Source organism: Chryseobacterium mucoviscidosis (assembly GCF_002177115.1).
In the GTDB taxonomy this organism is placed as follows: domain Bacteria; phylum Bacteroidota; class Bacteroidia; order Flavobacteriales; family Weeksellaceae; genus Chryseobacterium; species Chryseobacterium mucoviscidosis.
The window spans coordinates 162,553-186,573 of the sequence record NZ_MVAG01000128.1; the positions used below are offsets into that span (position 1 = coordinate 162,553).

Genomic DNA, 24,021 nt, shown 5'->3' on the forward strand with positions numbered 1-24,021 from the left:
TCACAAAGATTTTAATTGTGAAACTTAGTTTTAATTCAATTCAATAACCATTGATGATTTTGCAGGAATTTTAAAATTGTCCTTTACCGGAAATTCTTTGCCGGAAATGATGTCTTTCCCTTTTGAAAAACCGTTCAGGGATTCTGCGAAATGCTTCACGTCTATCGTTTGTTCCGCATCATTATTATTTAAAATGACCATTACGCTTTCTTTTTCGTTGTATCTAAAATACACAAAAACATTATTCTGCGGAACAAAATTCTTTGTTTTTCCTGTATGAATGACTTCTTTGCCTTTTCTCCAGTTCAGCAACTTCTGGGTAAAATCGTAAAATTCTTTTTGTTCAGGAGTCTGAGATGAAGGATTGAAAGCATTGGTCTTATCTGATTTCCAGCCGCCTGGAAAATCTCTTCTGATGTCTGCATCGCCCCCTTTGTTTTTGTCGCCGCGCATTCCCACTTCAGAACCATAATATAGCTGTGGAATTCCGCGAACTGTTGATATTAAGGTCATAGCAAGTTTATATTCCGCAGGATTTCCATTGAAAACTTCGTTAAATCTTTCGGTATCGTGATTTTCAAAAAACACCAAAAGGTTATTGATATTCGGGTACAGGAAATCGCTGGTAAACACATTGTATAATTTTACCATTCCGGAATCCCAACCGTCTTTTTCTTTCAAGGCTTTCGGCATATCAGAATACAGCATAAAATCCATTACAGAAGGAAGATTTGAATTATAATTTGCTGCCTCTCCTATTTTAGAATCTTTTTGCCATGCTGCGATATGTGCGCTGGAATACAGCCATGCTTCTCCTACAATATTGAAATTAGGATATTCATCTGTAATGGCTTTTGCCCATTTTGCCATGGCATCTTTGTCATTGTAAGGATAGGTATCTACCCGAAAACCGCCCAATTCGGCATACTCGATCCACCAGATTGCATTCTGAGTCAAATATTTTAGAACCAAAGGGTTTTTCTGGTTAATATCGGGCATTGTCGTATCAAACCATCCGTCTAAAGCTAATTTTTTATCCACCTCAGAAGCGTTTGTATCAAACTGAGTGGTTGTTTTATAATTGGAACGTTTAAAACCATTTTCTCCATCACTGAACCAGTGAATCCAGTCTTTTGTAGGCAGATCTTTGATTATCCAGTGCGAAACTCCCCAATGATTGGTTACATAATCCATCACGAGTTTCATTTTTCTCTGATTCAGTTTTTGGGAAAGTTCTTTATACTCTTCGTTGGTTCCGTAACGCTGATCGATTTTGTATAAATCTGTCTGTGCATATCCGTGGTAAGAATATACTTTTTCGTTGTCCTCATTAACGGGAGTAAGCCAGACTGCTGTTGCTCCAAGGTTCTGAATATAATCTAAATTGTTGATGACTCCACGCAGATCTCCTCCGTGTCTGCCGTTAGGAAGATTTCGGTTTGCTTTTTCGGTTAAATTCGGGCTGGAGTCGTTTTTTTCATCGCCATTTGCGAAACGATCAGGCATGATGAGGTACATCACGTCTCTGGAAGAGTAAGATTCCCTGTTTGCTGAATTTGGATTTCTCTGCTTCAGTTCATACGTGTAAGAACCTATATTTTTCTTTCCGTTTTTAATATTGATTTTAAACTTCGGAACGTTAATTTCATTGGTATTAACGGTTACGAAAATATAGTTTGGATTTTCAACTTTCTGAATATCTTTGATCTGAACTCCGTCTGAAAGCTCAATTTCGTTTTTGGCAATATCTTTTCCATACACCAGAATCTGAAGTTCCGGGTTTTTCATTCCTTTCCACCAGAATGCAGGTTCTACTTTATCGAGAGGCTTTTGTGAAAAAGCAAATGCCGCTGCGGATAATGTTATGATTGTATATATTTTATTCATTTATATGTTTTACTGAGAATTTATTTAATCCTATTAATTTTCTGTTCATTTTTTTTCGGAATATCCAATGCAGAAGAGGGTTTCCCCTTTATTTACTGGCGGGGTTCCCACTTTGTATAAAATAGTTCCTTCCGAGTCTGAGAATATGTTCTGCTTTTTGTTTCCAAATTCGTCGGTAATGTATCCTAAAAGCTGTTTTTTTCGAACTCTGTCTCCGCTTTTGAGGTGGCTGTAAAAAATTCCGCTTTCCGGAACTTTAATGTAATCCTGCTGATCCAGAATTATTGTGTTTTTTCTTTTTTGGATTTTTATTTTTTTTTCTTTATAATTCCCTGTGTATTCTAACATATTGTAGACTGCTCTTTTTATGATTTCTACATTTTCTCTCTGTACAGTTCCGAGTTTACCGGCTTCTATGCTTAATGCAGTTATTCCCTGCTGTGTTGCCTGCTTGAATGCGTATTTTGCAGGATCAGAAGGTGAAAGGTTGTAAGGATAAGAAACTATGTGTCTTATTTGAGAACGGAGTGATAAATCATAAGCCTTCTTTGTGTTTTCAGGGGTGTCTTTTCGATTATAGTAGCAGATAAAGGGCAGCAGATCTTCGTTTGCATCTCCCCCATGAATATCAAGAAATACGGTTGAGTTTGAAATTATTTCTCTGGCGATAAGATGAGCTATCTGATCCGTGGGTGTTCCGGCTTCTGATCCCGGAAATGCATTGTTTAGATTTTTATTATCTAAAGGATTGATGAATGGGGTACGTTTTTGAAATCCTTCAACATTGGCTATCGGGACGATGATTAGTGTTCCTTTTAGTTTTTGGGGATCAATTTCTTTTATCACTTCCTGAACAGCAATGATAGGAGGATATTCGTAGCCATGAATTCCTGCTACAATAGTAAAAACGGGATCTTTTATTTTTCCTTTCATTATAATTACCGGTAAATGAGTTTCTTTTGAATCACTTTTAACCGATAAAACAGTATCTTTTCTGAATGCTCCTTCATTTTTTAGAATCTGACTGATACTTTGTGCAAATATTAATTGTCCTGTTGTTATCATCATCAGCAAAATTGCTTTCTTCATATTTTTCATATAATTAAAGATAATCAAATTATCATAAATAATAGCAGCTAAGTACTTGCTATTATTTGTTTCTTTAATGAAAATTAAATTAATCTATCTATTTTCTGCCAAAAAAATTCCTTAAAGGAAAATACCTTTAAGGAATTAGCAGTTTCTGTATTATTTATTTTACAGGTTTGATAGAGATGGCAAAACCTCCGCTTCGTACCATTTTAAAATTAATTTTAGATTTGCTTGTGATTTCTTTTTTGTAGATGTTATAGCTTTGAGGATTGTTGATGTAATCCGCATCTTTTCCATCTTCATAAATCACAGCTTCATATTTTTTACCTTTATCTAAGAAAGAAAAATCTACAGTGTAATCACGTTTGTTTTCATCGGTAATTCCGCCCACAAACCAGTTTTCAGTTCCTTTTGCTTTTCTTGCCGTAATGATGTAATCTCCCGGCTCTGCCGATAAGATTTTCGTATCGTCCCAATCTGCTGCAACATCTTTGATAAACTGGAAGGCATCCATGTGCTTTTTGTAATTTTCAGGCAAATCTGCCGCCATCTGAAGAGGCATATACATTACCACATAAAGCGCTAACTGTTTTACCAAAGTTGTTTTTACGAAACGCTTGTCTCCAGGGAAATAGTAATCCAGTTTTGTCTGGAAAATTCCCGGGGTATAATCCATCGAACCTCCCATCCATCTTGTAAACGGAAGAATGGTCTGATGATCGGGATTATTTCCTCCGAAAGCTTCATATTCCGTTCCACGCGCTGCTTCCGCAGAAATGTAGTTTGGATATGTTCTGCTTTCTCCTGTAGGGCGGACAGATTCATGGGAATTTATCATGATTTTATATTCGTTGGCTTTTTCAGCAATTCTGTAGAAATGGTTGATTGTCCACTGAGAATAATGATGTTCTCCTCTTGGGATCATATCTCCTACGTACCCTGTTTTCACGGCATCATAACCGTACTTGTTCATTAACTGATACGCTTTGTCTGCCCATCTTTCGTAGTTCGTTGCAGAACCTGAAGTTTCGTGGTGCATGATCAGTTTGATGCCTTTGGAATGTGCGTAATCGTTTAACATCTTGATATCGAAATCAGGATAAGGAGTGATGAAATCGAAAACAAATTCTTTTGAGTGACCGAACCAGTCTTCCCAACCAACATTCCATCCTTCAATTAAAAGTCCCTGAAAACCGTTTTCTGACGCGAAATCTATATATTCTTTCACTTTTGTATTGTTGGCTCCGTGTTTTCCGTTAGGTGTCAGTTTAGAAAAATCTGTTACACCAAGACGTACATTCGATTCCGGCTGTCCGTAAGCCCACTGAGATTTTCCGATGATCATTTCCCACCATACTCCCATGTATTTTGTTGGGTGAATGTAAGAAGTATCGGTATATTTTGTTGGCTCGTTAAGGTTAAATAGCATTTTAGAATCCATCACCTCTTCTGCTTTCGGAGCAACGATAATGGTTCTCCAGGGAGTTACGGAAGGAGTCTGAATGTAACCTTTCGCACCCTGTCTGTCTGCTGTAAGATGTGTTTTTAATTTAAAATTCTGTGCATCAACTTCTAAGTGAGAAGCCGGATAATCTAAAACGGCAGCTTCAGCAACATTGATGTATAATGGTTCTTTTCCTTCCTGCTTCAACATTACCGGCGACTGAACGGCATTTTTAATTAAAGTCTGCGAAGCATTTGCATCTGCAGCTTTTGGCCATCTTGCAGGAATTTCAGAAAGTTTTGTTTCCTGATACTGGTATTCCTGAGAATCATAATCTGCAACAATCCACCAGGATTTCATATCTGTAGGAAAATCAATTTCAGAATCTTCTTCTCTGATTACAAAGTAATTAAGGTTTTTCTGCTGAGGAAATTCATATCTGAAACCTAAACCATCATTAAACAGTCTAAACTTCACAACAATATTTCTGTCTGTAGAAATCTGATTAAGCGTCACCGCTAATTCATTGTAATGATTGATGTAGTTTTTCTTTTCTCCTAAAACCGGCTGCCACGTTTCGTTCTTAGCATCACGCTTTTCATCTACTTTGATAAAACCGTTGTTAAGATCAAATTTTACATCTTCCGGTTTTGCAATTTCTGAGGCAAATTTTATTGAAGTATCTTTAAATAATCTGAGTCCCAATTTGGAATCTTCGACGATCGTTTTCCCGTTATATTTAAGATTGTAATAAGGCACGCCCTGTTTCAACTGAAAATCCATTTCGAACTTCCCATCCGGCGATTTTAAAGATTGTGCATTAACACCCGCAAACATCATAGAGAGCATGATTGCTCCTGCTGTAATTTTCTTCATAATGACTATTTATAGACTTTAAAAATAAAGAAAGTGTTGCCGAAAAGCAACACTTTGCTATGTAAATATTTGAGAATAAATTATAATTTAATAGCTGTATAAACTAAATTAACTTCATCAAATGTAATTTTGTAAGTTCCAGCTATAGTAATAGGGATATTTGCACCTCCGGCATCTAATGTTCCGTTATTTCCATTATCTCCATAATTTGTTCCCCAGGTATTGTTAAGTCTGAATTTAATCTCACCTGCTGTAAGTACAACTGTAACTTCCCACTTTTCAGTTGTGCTGTTCCAGACTAAATCGGTATCTGGATCATTCCAACCATTTGGAGTAGCTGAACCAATAACTGCCCAAGAATATGGTGCTAAGGTAAACGTATTGTTGTTTGTATTTACAGTTAATTTTTGACTTCCTGTAGTTAAGGCTTTCAAATTTCCTCCTCCATTATATATGAGATCCGAATTATTACTAGTGCCGTAACTATTAGACCAGTTTTTCATTGGAGTAATTTTAAATTCTAATTTCAGAGGGTCGTTAAAGTTAATATAACCTATATAGATACCATTACTTGTTGCAGATTTTAAAGCTTGTGCTGTTGGAGGATCCCAATCCTGATAAGCGCCTGGCGCATACATATAAGAAATAAGAGCATATGGATTCACAGAAATTTTCTGTACTTCTGAATAAACAGGAGTTCCTTTACCTACTGTTGTTTTTAATCTTACATCTACATTTGAAGCAACACCTGTTGGCAATCCAAGATTTAGCATCAAAGCATTAAATTCTATAACTGTATAAGATTTGGACAATATACCACTGCTTAAGCCTGCTTCTTTTACTAAAGCAAAATTAGTCCCTGAGACTGCAAATTGTAAAATATTTGTAATTTCTACCGCGGGCGTGTATTCAGCAGGTGTTATAGTAAAAGTAATAGCATTGTTGTTTGCGTTTGCGCTTGATAATGATAAAGTATTGGCGCTTGCCTTAAGTATGGGTGCAGATTTTAGAGATAAAACAGCCTGATCTTCATCTTTATCACAAGACCAAACCATCATAATGGCTAAAGCTGCGAAAAGAAAATTTATTATTTTTTTCATTATAATGACTTTTAAAAAATTAATACCCTGGATTTTGTGACAAGTTAGAATTCAAATTTAAATATTTATTAGGAATAGGAAATAAGGTTCTCGTAGAAGCTATAGAGTTTCCGTTTTGGATACCTCCTTTCCATTGCCATGTATAACCAGAAACATAATGATTTAATCTAATTAAATCCTGTCTTCTAGTACCTTCCCAGTATAACTCTTTCGCTCTTTCATTCAGAATAAACATTTCTTTTGCATCTGTACTAGTAAGAGCATTAATATCAGACATTGAAATATTTGTAACACCTGCCCTTGTTCTTAAAGCATTAATGTAATTTAAAGCAGTAGCAGTACTTCCTTTTCCATTGACGATTGCGAGTTCTGCATACATTAAATACGCATCGCCCATTCTGAATAAAGCAAAATCAGCATCTGCAAAAATCCCATCACTACCGTTTCCACCAGTTGACTTTATGTTTGAATACTTAATCAATTTTGTTCCTTCTTCAAATTTAGAATAGTCAGAAATCGAAGCCGGATCAGTATTTCCTGAAACTTTCATAACCCTAGCGTCACTTCCAACAGATTGAATAAATTCTTGTCTTGCTCTAAAACCAGCCCAACCATCATTGACACCTAATGTAGCTCCTACAGATTTTACACAACTTGCCAGAATTAAAAATGTTGTTCCTCCGTAGGTTTTTGTCTTTATTCCGTCAAAAGTAATAGGAAAAATGGCTTCATCCTGTGCTCCATTGATATTATTATCCGCCTTGAATAAATTTGCATAAGGTATAGTTGCTATTTTATAAGGTGAACCAATAACTTTTGTAATTTCTGTTAAAGCTTCAGTACTTTTATCAACTCCTGTATAAACTTTAGCATTTTGATATAATTTGGCTTTTAACATCCATGCAGCTGCTTTATCTGCTCTACCATATTCGTTTGTTTTTGGAGCTACTAAATCTGCATCTATATCATTTAACTCTCCAATAATATAATTGAATACATATTCTCTTGATTGCATTGGAGGCTTTACTCCAGAGCCAATAACATAATCTTCAGTAGCAAATGGCATTTTGCCATAAATATCGATTGCATGATAGTATGATAATGCTCTTAAAAATCTTGCTTCAGCACGAAAAATTTTTATTTGGGTCTTTAAATCTGCTGAAACACCTCTGGAAGATAACTTTTCATCTGTCGTTTCTCTTAAAAATTCATTTACCAAACCTACTTGAAAAAATATTCTTGCAAAAAAAGCTTCGTTAAATTTGTTATCTGCATTCCAAGTATTGAAGTTAAGGTCTCTAATCCCCGGATTATCAGACTCTCCCCATGCAATAATTGCCTCATCAGTCGTTAGTTCCTGCAGTTGCCAATATCCTCTGATGTATTGTGAAAACCCCTCGTTAGGTCCTCCATCTGCTTCTGCTCCTAAGTCTGAATTCCCATTAGGAGAAGTTTGTCCTGTTACCGCTAAACCAGCATAAATTTTTGCTAAAAATTGTTTATATGACTCCGGATTCGCATAAAATTGCTCAGAAGTATATAATTCATCATCATTTACTTTAACATCCAAATCATTGAGACAAGAAGTTATTGATAAAAGAAATGCACTAGCTATCGCTAAGTTTCTTAATTTTAATATATTTAGTTTCATTTTTCCTTACATTTAAAAGTTAGCATTAATTCCAAAAGTAAACATTCTGGCTCTTGGATATATTGAATTATCTATTCCATTATTAAATACCTCGGGATCTAAATTTTTATACTTCGTTATGATTAGCACATTGTTTACACCTGTGTATAATCTGATGGATCCGTTATTCTTTAATAATTTGTTAAAAGTATAACCAAGTGTTATATTATCCAACTTAACAAAACTTCCATTTTTAACGTAGTAATCCGATTCTTTATTAGTAAATGTGAAATTAGTGTTATTAAAGTCCACAGGAGCGTTATTAATTGTACCGTCCACTGTATTGTTAATATTCCCCAACTGAGCTCGATCTGCTGAAATTTGGTCATATACATAATTTCCTATGCTTGCTCTCCAAGCCATTGAAAAGTCTATATGTTTTCCAAAAGTTGCATTAGTCATAAAGCCCATTGTTACATCTGCCTGAGGTTTCTTATAAATATATTTATCTGCAGAAGTGATTACTCCGTCATTATTTCTGTCTACATAAGCTCCTTCTATCGGCTTACCATTACTATCATAAACCTGTTGGTAAACGTTAAATGCATATGGAGAATATCCTGTAGTAAATGTTTGAATAAAAGCACCTAAACCAACACCTCCTTTATCTATATTATCAAGCTCTAATTCTTTGATTTTTATCGTATTATAGGTTAAGTTATAATTAAAGTTTAATGTGAAATTTTCCTTTTTTACTGCTTTAACATCCAGACCTAAATCAATACCTTTTGACTGTAATCTTCCTATATTTTTAGGACCTATAATTCTCAAATTTTCTAAAGGCCCTTCAGGAACAATAGATAATAAATCCTTGGTATCTGCTAAATAAAAGTCTAATGTCCCTGTTACTCTATTGTTAGCAAATCCAAAATCTAATCCCAGATTATATTTTAAACTTTCTTCCCATTTTAAGTTTTCATTATACCCATTTGCTTTTGCAATTTGATAAAATGAGTTTCCAAACTGATAAAATAAAGTTGAAGAAATATTATAAGTCTTAAAATAATCATATCTATAGTCTCCAATATCCTGTTGACCAGTTTTTCCTATACTAGCTCTTAGCTTAAGATCTGATATTGCAGAATTTCCTTTTAAAAAATTTTCTTCAGAAATTTTCCAAGCAGCTGCTACACCTCCGAAATTACCCCATCTATTCTCTTTATTAAAGCGGGAAGATCCATCTCTTCTGTAATTCAAAGTAATTAGATATTTACCTGCATATCCTAAATTTAGCCTACCAAAAAACGCCTGCAAATTAACATCTGGTTTAGAATCAGGATTATAGAAATTATTTGCAGGATCTAAAGAATATAAGAAAATATTACCTGTGGTAAAACTTGTTTTATGATAATTTTGGTATTCATAACCTCCCATAATATCAAAATTAAATTTTCCAAAAGTCTTTGAATAATCCAACTGTATATTAGCATTTTTATTCAATAGACTTTCTCCGGAAAAAGACTCCGAGCCATAATAAGCAAAAGTATTTTTTACAGAATAATACCCGTTTCTGGAATATTTATTTGTTGTAACGTGACCATCAAGCTCCTTGCTATCCAGACCAGCATTTGCAATTAACTTCAGTTCTGGCAAAAAATGGAATTTATATTCCATATTCACATTTCCAAAAAACCTTTTAAAATTTTGAATATCGTGTTTGTTCCTTAACTGAGCGACAGGATTAGCTACTCCATTAGGATTGTATGTTCCTGTCGTAGCATTAAAATTACCCCCTTTATTTTCGTAGTAACCATCTCCATAGATAGAATTACTATCATAAACGGATTGTGTCGGGTTCATAGAAAGTGCATTACCTATTGCTCCTTCATCAGCATTATTCTTAAAAGTATAAGAATAAGTACCTGTAATATTAAATTTTAAATGATCGTCAAAAAAACTCGGGCTAATAGCAATATTTCCTGTTGTTCTTTTGAAACCGGAAGTAATTAATAATCCTGTATTATCTAAATGGTCTACTGAAAAACGAGTTGGTACTTTACCAAATAAACTACCGGAAACCGAAGCATTAATATCACTGGTTACAGAAGTTTTAAAAATTTCATCTTGCCAGTCTGTATTAACTGTACCTAATTGAGAAACCTTGCCCGGAACATACTGATTAATTAGAGATCTAAATTCTTCACCATTATATACTTTAATTTTTTTAGCTAAAGTATTAACTGTTGTAAAAGCATTTAATGATACTCTTAATTTTTTACCTCCTTTTTTAGTAGTGATTAATAAAACCCCATTAGATCCTCTGGATCCATAAATCGCTGTTGAAGCAGCATCTTTCAATATAGAAAAGGATTCTATATCATTAGGATTAATGGTAGATAATGAAACTCCATCCAAAGGTAAACCATCTACAACAAGCAAAGGCTCGTTACTGGCATTTAAGGAAGATCCTCCCCGTACTCTAATTACAGGTTCACTTCCCGGCGTTCCTGACTGCGTGATGATAACTCCGGAAGCACGACCATTGATAAGCCCTTCTGCGGTTGCTACGGCACCTTTATTAAAATCGGCTGATGATAGTGCTGTAATAGATCCCGTAAGATCTGTTTTCTTTTTAGCTCCATACCCAATCAAAACAACCTCTTCTATCTTTTTTTCTTTCGTAGCAGAGTCTTTTGTTTGAGCATGAATCATTGTACTTGCTAATAAAAATGCAGGCGCAATTTTTAATACCGTTGTAAAGTTTTTCACAATATTTCTTTTATATAGTTTCGTTCTTGTTAAATAAGCATTCCTGCTTGCGATGCAATTTATAAAAAAATTATAATTATGATAAATTTATTTAAAATTAACATAAATTTATGTATATTAAACGATCCATTTAAGTTAAATATTTATTTTTCAATTCGTTGCATTAAAATATGCAATACATAATACTGGTTTAAAATTAACAAAAAGTTAAACAATCGTTTAACTAAATGTAATATTTGACATCCTCAAATTACCCGTAAAGCTTCAAAATACAGACAATATCAGATTTTCATGGATAATGCTTATCTTTGCACCCTAAAACTTTACTATAAATGTCAAACAGAAAGATGATTACGGCGGCATTGCCATATGCAAACGGACCGGTTCATATAGGGCATTTGGCAGGTGTTTATATTCCTGCGGATGTATATGCGAGATTTCAGAGAAGATTGGGGAAAGATGTAGCGTTTATCTGCGGAAGCGATGAACACGGAATTCCTATTACCATAAGAGCTAAAAAAGAAGGGGTTACACCACAGGATATTGTAGACAAATACCACGAAATCATTAAAAAATCTTTTTCAGATTTAGGGATTTCTTTTGATGAATATTCCAGAACAACCTCTCCGAAACACTACGAAACCAGTCAGGATTTCTTTAAGGTTCTTTATGAAAAAGGAAAATTCACCGAAGAAATGTCTGAGCAGTATTTCGACAAACAGGCAGGAGAATTCTTAGCAGACCGATACATCGTCGGAACCTGCCCGAACTGCGGCAATGAGAACGCTTATGGAGACCAGTGTGAAAAATGCGGTACTACCCTTTCACCTTCGGAATTGATTAATCCGAAATCCATGTTAAGCGGAAACGTTCCTATTTTGAAAGACACAAAAAACTGGTACTTACCATTAAATGATTACGAAGATTTCCTGAACGAATGGATTATTGAAGGGCATAAAGACGACTGGAAACCCAACGTTTACGGACAGGTAAAATCATGGTTAAATGATGGGTTAAAACCTCGCGCCATGACCCGAGACCTGAACTGGGGTGTTCCGGTTCCGCTCCCGAATGCGGAAGGAAAGGTATTGTACGTTTGGTTCGATGCGCCAATCGGATATATCTCTTTCACGAAAGAATGGGCGGAGAAAAACGGAAAAAACTGGAAAGATTACTGGCAAAGCGAGGAAAGTGATTTGGTTCACTTTATTGGAAAGGATAATATCGTGTTCCACTGTATTATTTTCCCAGCGATGATGAAGGCTCACGGAGATTATATCATGCCTAAAAATGTTCCTGCTTTTGAATTTCTTAATCTTGAGAACGATAAAATTTCCACCTCGAGAAACTGGGCGGTTTGGGCGCACGAATATGTGGAAGATTTCCCGGGACAACAGGATGTTTTAAGATATGCCTTACTTTCTTCCGCTCCTGAAACTAAAGATAACAATTTTACGTGGAAGGATTTCCAGACGAAAAATAATTCTGAACTGGTAAATAAATTTGGAAATTTTATTAATAGAGTAATTTCTTTCACAAACAAAAATTTTGAAGGAAAAGTTCCAAACGGAGTTTTAGATGAAGAAAGTAGAACTGCTATTAAAACTGCGATAGAAAAAGTTAGCTATCACTTAGAAAAGTATGAATTTAGAAATTCTTTGAATTCATTCATGGAACTTGTTGATTATGGTAACTTGTATCTTCAAAATGCAGCTCCTTGGAAAACAATAAAAGAAGATGTTAATATTGCTGGTCAAGCAATGTTTGTCGGAGCACAAATTGCCGCTGTAGTTGCCCAATTATGTGAGCCGTTCATGCCTTTCTCAGCAGAGAAATTATTTGGCTACTTTAATATTGAGAAAAAGAATTGGGAAGATTTAAAAAATTCCGAGATACATATTGAAGCTGGTCATAAAATTGAAAATGCTCCACTTTTATTTACTCCTATTGAAGACAGCGTTATCGAAGCTCAAATCCAGAAATTGGAAGACACCAAGCAAAACAATAAAAAAACAAACCCTAACGCAAAACCTATGAAAGAAGAAATCACTTTTGATGATTTTATGAAAATCGACTTAAGAACAGCTACTATTTTAGAAGCTGAAAAAGTTGAGAAAGCAGATAAATTACTGAAACTAACTGTTGATACAGGAGTGGATGTAAGAACTGTAGTTTCAGGAATTGCAGAAAGCTTTACCCCGGAAGAAGTTGTTGGAAAGCAGGTTATGATTTTATTGAATCTTGCCCCAAGAAAAATCAGAGGAATTGAATCTCAGGGAATGTTGCTTTTAACTACAAAACCGGACGGAAAATTATCTTTTGTAACGCCGGATGACAGCAATGTTGAAAATGGTATTGAGATCGGATAATCCGATATTGAGATAAAAAATAAATCCACGTGAATTCAACTTCATGTGGATTTTTTATTTGTCATTGCGAGGAGCAAAGCGACGAAGCAATCTCAAACTTAAAAAATAACATTCAGACTTAACTTTTCTTAAAGCCTTAACAGAATCTTAATGGTTAAAATTTAAAACATTAAGATTGATTTATGTTATTAAGATTGAAGTTGTTTAAACTAATTTTAAATTTAACCGCAAAAGGGACAAAAGACTTTATGGGATTTATTTAAAGTATTTCAAAAGTCTGCAAAGAGAAAAAATCTTTGATTTTTTTTTTAACTTATGTGCTCTTTTTCATTTAAGTATTAAACTTAAGAAACTAAAGTGTTTAAATCTTTTGCTTCTTTTGTGATAAAAAAATTTGAACGAGTTTATTAATAAAAAGATTGCTTCGTCGCTTTGCTCCTCGCAATGACAAAAACCAGTTATTTCTTAGTCAGCCTCGCCAGATAAGAATCCTCTTCCTGCAACACTTTTTCTATTTTAAAACCATTATTCTCTGCTGCATTTTTTAAGGTATTGAAATCCAGATACAGCCATTTTATCGGATCTTCAGATTCTCCTTTATAATGAACAATATAATCGAGTTCGCCGTAATATCCTTCCGCAGGAATATAAACTCCGCCGTCCTCATCTTCGTCAAACATATACAGAATATCTGTGCTGTCGATTAAAATCTGACCGTTCGGATTCAAAAGCGAATAAAGTTTTTTCAGATAAATATCAATCACATGAAGACTTTGGAAAATGCCTGTGCCGTTCATCAGTAAAAGAATCGTATCAAATGTTTCTCCGGAAAAATGAAGCATATTTTCAGCAACTGCTTTCTTTATTCCTCTTAACCGGCAGACTTCAATGGATTTCGGAGAAATATCCAATGCCTTAACATCCAGATTTTTTTCATTCTGAAGATATAAAGCATGAGAACCCGCTCCTGCTCCAATGTCTAACGTTTTTCCTTTTGCAAGTTGCAGAGCTTTTTGCTCAATTGTATTCATTCCGTCAAAATCACGGAACAGATATTTTACAGGAAGTTCATCCAGTTCGGAAATAGAAGTTTCGGTCTGCAGATCTTCAGGATTTTCGTTGTGATAAAAATCCCAAATGGCTTTCCCCATTAAATCTTTCATAGCGTAATATATTGATGCAAAGATAAGTTTTTTGAAATTTTTAAATGAACATCTATTGTGAAAAACGCACTTAACTAAAAGTCTGCTTAAACTTTTATTTAACCGCAAAAGGTGCAAAAGATCTACTAAATTTTTATTTCAAGTTGATGAAAAAGGTCACAATAGTTTTTAAAAATCTTTGATTTTTATTCTTTTGAGCACTTTGATTATTCTGGAAATTCGCTTTAACATTATCTTTTGTCCCTTTTGTGGTTAATTCTGAAATTAGTTTATCACAAGTTTTAATACTAAAATAAACATTCGGAATTTCCACATTAAAATTTTAAACTTTCTAAAAACGCAAAGCCCCACTTTACAATTAAAATGGTGCTTTGACTCAGTAAATGAAAAACAAGGTTCTTTACATCGCAGGACCTGCTGCGTCTTTTATTTCTTCGGATAATCTTTTTCTTTCCAAAAGTCTTCTTCTGGCAATTACAGATTTTCCGCTTAACACTTTTATAAATCTTGTGGATACAAAACGTTCTCTTCCAAAATGATGCGTAAGAATATATCCTAAAATTCCGAAACCGGCAATAACGATATATCCGAAAATCTTTTTATTGGCAGCAATAATGGCATTGAGCTGAATTCCTTTAAGATTGGCAGCCACACTTTGTGAACTCACCGTTAATCCATCCATATAAACCGCCAGATTTCCTAAACTTTCCACCTGAAAACGGTACTGAAACCATGAAAATACCGCCGAAAAGAAACCGATCGTAATAAAAGTTCTCCAGACCAAAGCCAGTCCGATGGCAGCCATCATATCATCAAGTTCAAGCTTATCCAGCGTGTAATACCAAACGGAAATAAAAAGTACCGTCATCCCAAAACCTTTCAGGAATAAAGGAAGATACCAGTTGTCATAATTAAACTCCAAAACCATCGAGAAATACATAATAACTGAATATCCCAACATTGCTGCAAATCCGGAAAAAATATACATTTTCACAGGTTTGTCTCTTTTAAACCAGATAATCGCCACAATTCCGGCAACTACAATTCCGGGAATCATCAGAAGATTTAGCTTCGCATTGGTTAATTGGTCGTATCCCAAAACTCCGACGGCAAAAATATTCTGTAACGTTGCCGTTGCCATAAACATTCCCAGACAAAGAAGCATAAACAGACCATGAAGAACATTACTTTTTGAAAAAACTTTGAATGATAAATAAGGTCTTTTCAGATGCGTCTGTCTGGTCACCAAAAGCGCAAAACTTACAAAAGCACCAATTGATGCATTGATGATATTTTTAGAATTCAGCCAGTCCTGCTGTTTTCCAAAAGCAAAAACATACGCCGAAAACATAAACGTTGCCACAAATAGCAGAATACTCAACCAGTCAATATAATGAAGCGGGACTTTTAAAGCAAAATATTGATCGTGCATAAAAATCCACTGCAAAACAGCCAGTCCGAAACACAAAATCGAAATCAGCACGAAAAACTGCTGCCAGTTATACAAAACCGAAACTTCTACGGCATAATATCCCGCAATCTGGTTCATAATCAGAATAAAAGAATAAAAAACACCGTAAAAAACACCACGGTTTCCGATCATTGCCATAACGGGTAAAAATAATTCGATCGCAACAATCATTTTAAAGAAACCGATCAGAAGAGAACTTCCGATGATTACAGAAGGCTGAAGTGTGGTTGCATTGATGTAATTTAAAATTCCCAAAAGAACCAGAACAACCGTAATTTTATCCCTGATCTTAAACCGCATTTTCAGTCTAAGAACAATCGGCATTGCCGCTCCCATTCCGATCGTGGAAGCATAATTCGCAAAAATATAATTTTCCGAAAGCGCACCGGTTCCGCCCACCATATAACTGATGTTTCCTGTGTAAACACCGCCCAAAGGCATCACGATCGCCAGTAAAAGCACGATCAGTAAAAGCTGAACAGGTTTCGGTACCCAATCTCGGTATAATCCTTTGTTGTACATATTTTAAAATTTGATTTGAAGGCTGAAAGTCTGAAGATGTATGATTTTCCAAACACATTAGCCTCGGTTTTCCTCATCCTCTTTCTGTCCTTCTTATTTTTTAATCACAATATTCATATTCATTCCTGCGCTCAGCTTTTCGATATCTTCTTTTTTATTGGAAGGCGTAAACTCAATTCTTACAGGAATTCTCTGCTGAACTTTAATGAAGTTTCCGGTAGAATTATCCGTCGGAATATTAGAATATCTTGAACCTGTAGCCGCAGAAATCGCTGTAACCACTCCTTCAAATTGTTTTCCGCCCAAAGCATCGGCTGTCATCATCATTTTTTCTCCTGTTTTTACATTCGGCATCTGACTTTCCAGAAAATTGGCAGTTACCCACTTCTGACCGTTCAAAACAATCGTCGCAACCTGTTGTCCCGGCTGAATCAACTGTCCTTCAGAAATCGTTCTTCTTCCCATCACTCCGTCATAAGGCGCGGTAATTACTGTATAAGAAAGATTAATTTTCGCCATATCCAATGCGGATTTAGTTCGTTTAATTTCCGCATCAATGATCCCGAATTTACTTTTCACTTCTACAGTTGAAAGATTTGCCGACTGTTTCTGGTTGATTAAAGTCTGATACGCCGCTTTTTGTGCATCATACTCCGTTTTCACCTGATCGTACTGCTGTCTCGTCACCGCTTCGGAAGCTAGAAGGTTTTTGTAACGGTTTAAATTCTGCTCAGCATTCCAGAGTCTTGCTTTTGCTCCCGCAATATTAGATTCCATTACATTCACGTTATTGGAAACCGTATTCACCGATGAACTTGTTGCCGCTCTTTGCGCCAAAGCATTTTGATACGCAGCTTCCGCCTGTCCGATCTGGGTTAAAATTTCGCGGTCATCCAATACAACAAGCGTATCTCCTTTTTTAACCTTTTGATGCTCAATGAATTTTATCTCTTTGATGTAAGCTGAAACTCTTGTATTGATAGGGTTGATAAATTCCTCAACCTGAGCCGCTTCCGTATAGGTTTTATCACCGATGTGAAAATATTGCGCAATCAGCCAGTACAATCCAAAACCAATCACGGCAAAAACCACGATATTGGAAATGACAGCTTTGATTCTGTTTTTCTTTCGTTCTTTTTTATTGGCTGCAGCTCCTGAATTGACAGGAGCCTGAGTTGTATTTTGTGTATCTTGTTCCTTGTTTTCCATTTTGTTTTTCAAATTTTAAATATTAAAGTGTTCCGGTAGATTTTAAAAGATTATAATACTGATACAGCACATTGATTTCTCCATTTGCATAATCAAGCTCCGATTGTAACTTTTGGTTCTGCGCGTCGATCATTTCTGCCTGTACCGCCAACTGATTCAGATATTTAGCTTCGGTAATTTTATAGTTTTCTTCCGCCAGTTTTTTAGCATCATTTAAAATTCCCGCCTGCTGAATAGATTCCTGATATTTGGTATACGCCGCATTTACAGCCATATCAATATTCTGCTGCGTTAAAGTCATGGCATCATTCGCCTGCGTTTTCTGCAGCTCTCCCAGCTTCACTTTTTCTTTGGTTTTAAAAAGATTATCAATATTGTAACTTAATGAAATCCCCGTTTGCCAACCACCGGAATACATATCCAGAACAGGATTTCTTGTTGTAATCGGTCTTTGCAGAGAATATCCTCCAAAACCTGAAATCGTAGGCATTCTGTCGGTTTTAATAATTTCAATATTTTTATCGGCAACATCAATATTTGTTTTCGCAGATTTCAGCAAAGGATTGCTGTCATGAGCGAGATTTACATAATACTCGATCCCGATTCCCGATTCTTTGTTCTGCAAACTTTCTACAGGAACAATTTCAGTATCAGTGGGTAATCCTAAAGCAATGCTTAAATTATAATTCAGAATTTTTTTATTGTTTTTTAACGTTAAAATACCCTGATCTAAATTTTTGATTGCCAGTTCACCACGAATGACCTCATTTCTCGTCACCATTCCCTGCTGATAAAATTTCTGAATATTTTTCAGTCTTTCCTGAGCCAGTTTTTTATTGTTCTGAAAAACTGCTTCCTGATTTAAAATTTTATAAATATCCAGATAATTTGAAATGACCAGAAGTTTTACGTCCTGTTTATTCTTTTCCAGATCCAGTTTGGAAAGCTGCTCACGAAGTCCCGCCATTTCAATAGATTTGTTCACCAATCCGCCTTTAAAAATAAGCTGTGTTGCCTGAACCGCATACGAACTTCCGTAGTGCGGCATTGGAATATTAGTGGAATTTAAGAAATCTTTGTCGATCGCAACCACATCGCCTAAGTAGAACTGACTGGTAGAAGCTGTAATGTTCGGCAGTTTCTGTAGTTTTACCACTTCCGTATTCTGTCTGGCAATGTCGATATTCTGTGCCGAAACTTTCAGTTGCTGATGATTCTGCACCGCGAGTTCGGCAACTTCGTCTACAGTGAGCTGTTTTATTTCCTGTGAAAAAAACAGCGCAGGAAATAAGGCTATCACGAGTGATAGCGCTGTTTTTATGTTCTTAACCATTTTACCTTGTTTTACGGATACAAAGGTACGGCAGCAACAAACTCAAACAAATGTTTAAGAATTGGAAAAAGATGTTCAAATGTAAGATTTTAGTTTTCGAACTGATTTCTGTATTGAGAAGGACTTTCGCCCAGATGTTTTTTAAAAAAGTGCGAAAAAGAATAAGGATCACTAAAACCGAGAATACCGGAAATCTCCGAAACCGGCTTATTTGAAGAGTTCAGCAGTACTTTTGCCTCGTTCATCACAATCAGTGAAATAATCTGGCTTGCCGACTTTCCCGTAATCTCTTTTACAACCGCCGAAAGATGTCTGGTTGTAATCGACTGACGTTGCGCATAGAACTCCACGCTTCGCTCATGGGTGTGGTGTTGCGCGAGATCATTCAGGAAAATAAAAACAATTTCTTCCTGTCTGGACATCTGGCTCATAGAATTGCTGTCTTCCTTGGAAATAATTCCTGCCATCTGATAACAGAAAACAGAAAAAAGATGTTCAACAATTTCTTTCTTGTAGGTCATTTCTGTCTCAGAATCGAGAATATATTTCAGGAAATTAACACTTTTCCAGACCACTTCCAGTTCATCCGGTTCGAAAGGAACACCAATGTTCATCTGCTGCCTGAAGTAACGGTAAGTAATTAATCTGTTGAATTTCAAAGATAAGGCGGAGATAAATTCACGTTTGTAAGAAACCATTCTCGACTGGAAATCATCACTGATGGAGATCATTTCGTACACCGTCTGAGGATCCGTCACCATAAACATATTGGCAGAAAGCTCAAGATCGCGGAAGTGCTGTTTCAGCTTAATGCTTCCGGTTTTCACAAAGATAAACGCAGGATTATCAGGACGGAACGGTTTATCGACAGAAATTCTCTCGAAAATATTATGTTGCGTAAAGATTTCAACCCCGAATTTTTCTAAGACAGACATAGTACAAATGTAAGCAATCTCTTGAGCGATCACAAAAATTTATTATTTTAGTGTTTTCCAAATTAATGATATGAGAAAAATTGATTTACTATTTGCAGAATACGCCGAAAGCCACAGAAACTCGACCAATAAACTGATCCACTGGATCTGTGTTCCTTTAATTTTCTGGACAATTTTAGGTTTTATTTCTATCATTCCTTCAAAATCAATTGGCTTCAGGTACATCGGCGAAATCAGCTATATAAGCTTTGCTGCCATCGCTTTAGTGACCATTTTTTACACCAGACTTTCTTTTTTAATCGGTCTGATTATGTTTTTCGTGATGATTTTAATGGAAAGTTTCGCTTATGGAATCAATATCCGTTTTGAAGAAAAATCGTGGATGGTTTACCTCGCTGTTTTTGTAATAACGTGGATTTTTCAGTTTGTAGGACATAAGATTGAGGGCAAAAAACCTTCTTTCCTGAAAGATTTGCAGTTCCTTTTGGTAGGACCGATCTGGCTGTTGAGTTTTATTCTTAAAAAACTGGGAATCAGATATTAATTGTAATGATTGATGAATGATAAATGATAATTGATGATCGATAACTGAAACGGATGATTAAAGATGGAAGTTGGTTTTCAGGCTATACAACTTCCCTCTTACTATATTGTGTTTCCAGCAAGAGTTATTTCAACCGTTGAAGTCGCGCATATAAAACTTCCCTCTTCCGGCATCAAACTTCTAACCTTATTAATCTTCAAGAGCATAAACGGCAAAACTTGCCAACCAATGATCTCCCCCGTAATTTCCCTGAAAAAGCAATGGCAATCCGTTGTTTAAAAATACTTTGGCTGTTTTCTCAAATTTCTGTTTCAAAGGATGATTTGCAGGAAGCGATTTAGCGATTCCTTTCATGCACCACGCTTTAGAAAAAGATAAACCAACCAAATGAACCGTCTGATAATCTGATAGATCACTCACCACCGGAATTTTTTCAATATTTTCCAGGCTTCGCTTTTCATAGAAATTATTTAACCATACGACAAATTCTTTTTGGGGTAAAACGCGTCGCATGAGATCTGCAATTTCCAGACTTGGCGAAAAGAAATCCGATCCGTCCGGTTCTAGATAAGCGGGTGTTTTTGTATTTTTCAGATAAAAATATTTCGCTTTTTCAATAAGCTGATTTTCAAAATATTTATCTCCGGTCGCTCTTGCCCAATCGAGTGCAAAAACCATTGCAAAAGCAGTATTGGGATGAACTCCCGTTCTGTTAGGGTAGGTTTGTTTAGGCAAAAAAGTCTTCCACGAAGCTAAAATTTTATCGGTAAGAGGCTTTAGATTCTCATGCCATATTTTTGCTTTGGGATGATTCCATGTTGTCAGTTCTTCGTCCAATTTCAATAACCAAGCCCATCCGTACGTTCTTTCGAATGTTCCGGTTAGCTGATATTTGGTGAAATAATCGGCTTCGGTCTGTAAATTTTCTTTTTTAAATGAATTGTCTAGAATGTTTTCAATGTCTTTTGCTACGGAAAGACCGGGTTTTGTTTTCAGCAGCCGAAGCAGCATCCAGTGTCCGTGAACAGAGCTGTGCCAATCGAAGCAGCCATAAAAACTGGGATGAAGATCTTTAGGACTTAAAGGAACTTCTTTTTCGTTATTGATGATATGCGCCGTTTTGTTCGGATATTCCTGATTGATACAATGAAGCGGCTTTTCAGATAATCTCACCGCCATTTCATCGGTAAGTTTCAGAATTTCCTGACCAAACATCATAAACGGTAAAAAAACGATAGCTAAAAGACTCTTTTTCATTCATTAAAAATATAAAATAAATTCAATTTTTCATTTGCGATCAGGCTAAAAATAGAAATTCATAAATTATCTTCAATTATTTTAAATATTTATTAGAAATTCATCCTTTAAAACAATTTTAAGCATGATTTTTGATCATGTTCCCGAAACTTTTATTCATGAAAAAATTATTTCTACTGTTATTCTGTTTAATCCTTATCCATTGTGGAAAATCTGAAAAAATTGCAGATGCCGCAGTTGCAATGGAAATTACGGCAAACGACACCGACAAAGCATTTCTAAAGGAAGAAGCACCACCGCCACCAAACAGTATTTCGGAAAAAATAGCTTCTAACAACAATCCCTCTTCTTCTCAAACCAATCTAACCATTTCCAAAAAGATCATCAAAAACGGCGATCTAAAAATTCAGGTCGGAGACATTAAAAAAGCTCAGGATCAGGTTAGTAGCATTGTAAAAAGTAACAAAGCCTATATTCAGAAAGAAGAGTTTCAGAATAATGATAATGAGGAAAATATCGATTTAACCATCAGAGTTCCTCATCAGAATTTCGATGCTTTGGTGAATTCTTTTTCAGATGGTGTCGGTTCGGTTTTGTATAAAAATATCTCTTCAGATGATATAACGGAAGAATATACTGATGTTTCCATAAAACTTGCCAATAAAAAGATTTATCTTGAGAAATACAGAGATATGCTGAAAAGTGCAAAAACAACGAAAGACATTTTGGAAATTCAGGAAAACATCCGTGAACTGGAAGATGAAATTGATGTTTCGGAAGGCAGACTTCGTTTTATAGACGACCGCGTGAATTACAGCACTTTAAACCTTATTTTATACAAAGAAAAAGCAAGAACTTCCGCCACTTCGAAGGTTGGTTTCGGAAGCCGTTTCGGAGATTCGGTAACGGAAGGCTGGAACAGTTTTGTGGCTTTTCTTTTAGGAATTATTTCGCTTTGGCCTTTCTTTCTGCTGATTCCTGTAGCTGTATTTCTTTGGAGAAAATGGAGAAACAGGAAGAAAAAATAAATGATAAAAATGTTTTCAATATCAGATCATTACAAAGACTTCGACAAGCTCAGTCTGACACCGCTACAAAATAAAAGTTAGTATTAGAGATATCATGCTGAGCCTAGAGTTTATCCTGAGCTTGACCAAAGAAAGCGTCTTTTTTAGATAAACAACCTGCAAAATCTGCGGGAGATTACAAAACCTTCTATTTTCCCAAAACAAATACCGCAGGAATTTTATGGAGTTCCGGTTTTTGCTTCTGCCACTCTTTTATGGTTTTTGTTTTAATAAATTCCTGTTCAGCATCGTTGATATTGGCGGCGATGCAAAGCTTTGTGTTTGGTGATAAAAACTTAGTCAGATCTTCAAAAAGGGCGTTGTTTCTGTAAGGGGTTTCCATAAAAATCTGCGAATATCCTGTCTTCTGAACCAGACTTTCTAGCTGAAGAATCTGCTTCTTCTTTTCACTTTTATCAATCGGAAGATAGCCGTTGAAGGTGAATTCCTGACCGTTAAAGCCACTGGAAATTAGCGCTAAAATAATCGATGAAGGTCCTGAAATCGGGATAACGCGGATGTTTTTCTCATGACACCATTTCACCATCAGATTTCCCGGATCTGCAATGCACGGAAGTCCCGCTTCAGAAAGCAAGCCGAAATCCTGACCTTTTAGCATCAGTTGCTGCGCTTCTTTAATATCTGCATTTTCTGTGTATTTATCCAGCAAAAAAAGTTTCAGCTCCGACTGTTTTTTTTCAGGAGCGAAAAATTTAACCACTTTTCTGGCAGTTTTTTCATTTTCCACGAAGAAGTAATCGGTCTGCATGATATACTCTTTAATCACCGGTGAAAAATGCGTAATAGAGGTGTTTTCCGAAAGATAAGCAGGAAGTAAAAAAAGCATGATTTTATTTTTTTGTTCTTTCTTTTAAAGAAGGTTGTGGGTAATATTTTGTAAGATCCATGGAAAAAGAAACGGAAGTAATTTTCCATTTGCCGTCGGTTTTCATTAAAGTCCAGATTTCTTTTCCCCAGTTCAGCATTTTGCCGTCATGCCAGAAACTGTAATCGAAATTAGCGGAAGCAATAGATCCGTCTTCGATAATTTTCATATTATCAAATTTTTCCTCCGATTTATTGTCTTTAAAACTTTTAATGAAGGCTTTGTAATTATCTGTAAAATAAATTTTTTCGTCGGGATATTCTGTTATCACTTTTTTGTAGGTACGATCTGTATATACTCCCGTCCAGAGAACCGGATCCTGAAAAAGCGATACAAACTTTGCCTCATCTCTGGTTTTAATGCAGTTCATAAAATCATCCATCATGGTACGGATGGCGATTTCATCTTTTGTCTGGGCAAAAGCAAAACTGCTGTAAAAAAGAAAAAGGACGAAAAATTTCTTCATA

General features: G+C 35.6%; 17 protein-coding genes. 3 read left to right on the forward strand and 14 right to left on the reverse strand.

Features of this window, described 5'->3' with window-relative positions; all coding sequences use genetic code 11:
- Window positions 1–30: 30 nt before the first annotated feature.
- The 6 genes from B0E34_RS15430 to B0E34_RS15455 form a co-directional block, all read right to left on the reverse strand.
- On the reverse strand, window positions 31–1,887 hold the full coding sequence (locus tag B0E34_RS15430) for a glycoside hydrolase family 13 protein (protein ID WP_087710885.1): 1,857 nt from the start codon (window positions 1,885–1,887) through the stop codon (window positions 31–33).
- A gap of 45 nt (window positions 1,888–1,932) precedes the next feature.
- Entirely contained in the window at window positions 1,933–2,976 is a 1,044-nt protein-coding gene (locus B0E34_RS15435; protein WP_228423096.1) for a succinylglutamate desuccinylase/aspartoacylase family protein, read from the reverse strand.
- A gap of 163 nt (window positions 2,977–3,139) precedes the next feature.
- A complete protein-coding gene (locus B0E34_RS15440; protein ID WP_087710889.1) occupies window positions 3,140–5,299 on the reverse strand; it encodes a glycoside hydrolase family 97 protein in 2,160 nt (719 codons plus the stop codon).
- A gap of 80 nt (window positions 5,300–5,379) precedes the next feature.
- Window positions 5,380–6,399, reverse strand: a complete 1,020-nt coding sequence (locus tag B0E34_RS15445; RefSeq protein WP_087710890.1) for a SusE domain-containing protein — start codon at window positions 6,397–6,399, stop codon at window positions 5,380–5,382.
- A gap of 19 nt (window positions 6,400–6,418) precedes the next feature.
- The gene (locus B0E34_RS15450) at window positions 6,419–8,050 is read right to left on the reverse strand and encodes a RagB/SusD family nutrient uptake outer membrane protein (protein ID WP_087710892.1); all 1,632 of its coding nucleotides are present in this window, start codon (window positions 8,048–8,050) and stop codon (window positions 6,419–6,421) included.
- A gap of 12 nt (window positions 8,051–8,062) precedes the next feature.
- Window positions 8,063–10,798, reverse strand: coding sequence for a SusC/RagA family TonB-linked outer membrane protein (locus tag B0E34_RS15455; RefSeq protein WP_087710894.1), 2,736 nt, complete (start codon window positions 10,796–10,798; stop codon window positions 8,063–8,065).
- Between the two features lie 332 nt (window positions 10,799–11,130).
- Between B0E34_RS15455 and metG the strand changes: the two genes are divergently transcribed.
- On the forward strand, window positions 11,131–13,167 hold the full coding sequence (metG, locus tag B0E34_RS15460) for a methionine--tRNA ligase (protein WP_087710896.1): 2,037 nt from the start codon (window positions 11,131–11,133) through the stop codon (window positions 13,165–13,167).
- A gap of 458 nt (window positions 13,168–13,625) precedes the next feature.
- Here the strand turns inward: metG and B0E34_RS15465 are convergent, their stop codons facing one another.
- The 5 genes from B0E34_RS15465 to B0E34_RS15490 form a co-directional block, all read right to left on the reverse strand.
- Entirely contained in the window at window positions 13,626–14,330 is a 705-nt protein-coding gene (locus tag B0E34_RS15465; RefSeq protein WP_087710898.1) for a class I SAM-dependent methyltransferase, read from the reverse strand.
- 400 nt (window positions 14,331–14,730) lie between these two features.
- Window positions 14,731–16,323, reverse strand: coding sequence for an MFS transporter (locus B0E34_RS15475; protein ID WP_087710902.1), 1,593 nt, complete (start codon window positions 16,321–16,323; stop codon window positions 14,731–14,733).
- Window positions 16,324–16,416: 93 nt separating this feature from the next.
- Window positions 16,417–17,532, reverse strand: coding sequence for an HlyD family secretion protein (locus B0E34_RS15480; RefSeq protein ID WP_087710904.1), 1,116 nt, complete (start codon window positions 17,530–17,532; stop codon window positions 16,417–16,419).
- A 22-nt stretch (window positions 17,533–17,554) separates the two neighbouring features.
- Window positions 17,555–18,865 (reverse strand): TolC family protein, encoded by a 1,311-nt coding sequence (locus B0E34_RS15485; protein ID WP_087710906.1) that lies wholly within the window; start codon window positions 18,863–18,865, stop codon window positions 17,555–17,557.
- An 89-nt stretch (window positions 18,866–18,954) separates the two neighbouring features.
- Window positions 18,955–19,800, reverse strand: coding sequence for a helix-turn-helix domain-containing protein (locus B0E34_RS15490; RefSeq protein WP_087710908.1), 846 nt, complete (start codon window positions 19,798–19,800; stop codon window positions 18,955–18,957).
- A 70-nt stretch (window positions 19,801–19,870) separates the two neighbouring features.
- Here B0E34_RS15490 and B0E34_RS15495 point away from each other — a divergent pair, with 70 nt between their 5' ends.
- Window positions 19,871–20,344, forward strand: coding sequence for an Mpo1 family 2-hydroxy fatty acid dioxygenase (locus B0E34_RS15495; protein WP_087710910.1), 474 nt, complete (start codon window positions 19,871–19,873; stop codon window positions 20,342–20,344).
- A 189-nt stretch (window positions 20,345–20,533) separates the two neighbouring features.
- Here the strand turns inward: B0E34_RS15495 and B0E34_RS15500 are convergent, their stop codons facing one another.
- Entirely contained in the window at window positions 20,534–21,601 is a 1,068-nt protein-coding gene (locus tag B0E34_RS15500; protein ID WP_087710912.1) for a DUF2891 domain-containing protein, read from the reverse strand.
- Window positions 21,602–21,759: 158 nt separating this feature from the next.
- Between B0E34_RS15500 and B0E34_RS15505 the strand changes: the two genes are divergently transcribed.
- Entirely contained in the window at window positions 21,760–22,629 is an 870-nt protein-coding gene (locus B0E34_RS15505; RefSeq protein WP_087711531.1) for a DUF4349 domain-containing protein, read from the forward strand.
- A 187-nt stretch (window positions 22,630–22,816) separates the two neighbouring features.
- On the opposite strand, the gene B0E34_RS15510 is transcribed toward B0E34_RS15505, so the two are convergent.
- Both B0E34_RS15510 and B0E34_RS15515 read right to left on the reverse strand, forming a co-directional pair.
- Window positions 22,817–23,515, reverse strand: a complete 699-nt coding sequence (locus B0E34_RS15510) for an SAM-dependent methyltransferase (RefSeq protein ID WP_087710914.1) — start codon at window positions 23,513–23,515, stop codon at window positions 22,817–22,819.
- A gap of 4 nt (window positions 23,516–23,519) precedes the next feature.
- A complete protein-coding gene (locus B0E34_RS15515; RefSeq protein ID WP_087710916.1) occupies window positions 23,520–24,020 on the reverse strand; it encodes a Cif family virulence factor in 501 nt (166 codons plus the stop codon).
- Between the last annotated feature and the right edge of the window lies 1 nt (window position 24,021).